This is a genomic window from Bartonella sp. AP280QHHD, assembly GCF_042196125.1.
Lineage (GTDB): Bacteria > Pseudomonadota > Alphaproteobacteria > Rhizobiales > Rhizobiaceae > Bartonella.
In genome coordinates, this window is record NZ_JBHIPQ010000051.1 from 1 (window position 1) to 1,676 (window position 1,676).

Genomic DNA, 1,676 nt, shown 5'->3' on the forward strand with positions numbered 1-1,676 from the left:
ATAACAAACGTGTTCCAAACCATTACGGTCTCGGAAAGTTCCTGTTTTAGGGTTGAAAGAACGGTATTTTTTCTTGCAATATTGAAGCCAATCAGATTCTAATGATTGTTGTACTGGCTCATATTCCACCGTTTGCGGAGCTTCATAAATTATCTGTTCTTGTGGAACCTGTTGATATACAATTTGATGCTGTGGTGCGGTTTGATAAACAACTTGTGGCTGTTCTGATTTTTTAAAAATTTTGCCGAGAAGTGCACCTGCTGCAAGAGCAAGAATGCCCATTGCTAAAGCTTCTCCTGAGTTATTTATATTAATACTACTGTGTTTTGTCTTTTTGCGCTCGACATAATGATATGTCTTGTGTTCAACATGATGGTGTTGTTGTGCTCCCCATTTATGGCTAACATAATGACGCGTGTGGGGGTTATCAAAAGAGTGATGTTCACTATGAGAAAAATGGGAGCTAAAATTGTGAGACGGTAAACCAGCCTCCCTTCTCATGTCATAGTTATGATACCATGCCATATCTGCAAGCGTTGGATTTAATGGCATCAAAACGGTTGCAGTAGACATTGCTGATAATACCGCTAATCTGAAGAGTTTTTTCATAATGATGCTCCTTGTGTCAATTCGTATTTTTCACATCCTACACGTTTCAAACTGAATAGAGACTGAACAATTTTGGACTTTATTGTGACAAAAAAATAAAAATTCATTTAGTTAAAACTATTATCAATACAATAAAATAAAATCATGACAGAATTTTGATTTCAATTAATGTACTCTTCTTAAGATTAATTAAGCAGCTTGTATTTAGAGCACCAGATTTTTTACTATTGGTTATAAATTATTTATTGATGAGTAATTTTTTATTGCTTGATACAATATGAATTGAACAATAGGTGTATGAACAAAAGTTATCGTTTTTTATTATAGGCTTATGGTGCTAAGATAGAACCTTATTTGTGTGATTGAATACAGTCCTGTTTGACCACTCTCTTGTGAGGCTAAATATTGAGTTCGATATCATATTATAACTGTATAAATATAATATATTGCGGGAACTTTTTTTGATATATGGGAAACATTCTTGTTGGGATATGGCTGTTAGTTTGACAGTATTGGCATAACAAAATGCATTTGACACAAGATTGCTGATGAGACGCCTGAAGGCACGTGGGCGTGCTTGTATTGGTGTAGGGCTTTCAATGGTGTAGGAAAATTGACGTTTGTGAAGATGCACATCGGTAGAGAATTTTTGCATAAGAGCATTTAAATCAAAAGTTTTAACACACTCACTTTCTTCACTACGGGCAAAAGCAAGGTAATCTTCTAACATGTTTTGCGTGTCGCTCACATCTTGTTCAAGCAGCTTGATATCAAAGTCAGTATTTGCTAACGCTTGCTGAAGTTTAAAACGGGTGAGAATGGTTCTTAAATCATGGCTTACACCCGAAAGCATCGTGGTGCGTTGTTCGATATAGTTAGAAGATGGTGAGTGTGTGTATTTTGCTGGACATGAGTTTAGGGTTTTACATACACTGGGGCATTCCCCTGGTCATGTTATTTATTTCAATGAAAAAGAGCGCTTAGCCCTCTTGGGTGATGTTCTCTTTCGTGGTTCTATTGGACGTACGGACTTCCCCTTCTGTTCTTATGAAAAATTGATGCAATCT

General features: G+C 36.2%; 1 protein-coding gene and 2 pseudogenes. 1 reads left to right on the top strand and 2 read right to left on the bottom strand.

The genetic code is table 11. The features are described 5' to 3' along the window. Both ACFIMK_RS08660 and ACFIMK_RS08665 read right to left on the bottom strand, forming a co-directional pair. The coding region (locus ACFIMK_RS08660) for a BA14K family protein (protein ID WP_375683053.1) at nucleotides 1–609 on the bottom strand (609 nt) is incomplete at its 3' end. A gap of 472 nt (nucleotides 610–1,081) precedes the next feature. Next, nucleotides 1,082–1,480: pseudogene (locus ACFIMK_RS08665) on the bottom strand (two-component sensor histidine kinase); the annotation flags it as partial. Between the two features lie 4 nt (nucleotides 1,481–1,484). Here ACFIMK_RS08665 and ACFIMK_RS08670 point away from each other — a divergent pair. Continuing rightward, a pseudogene (locus ACFIMK_RS08670) lies at nucleotides 1,485–1,676 on the top strand (MBL fold metallo-hydrolase); the annotation flags it as partial.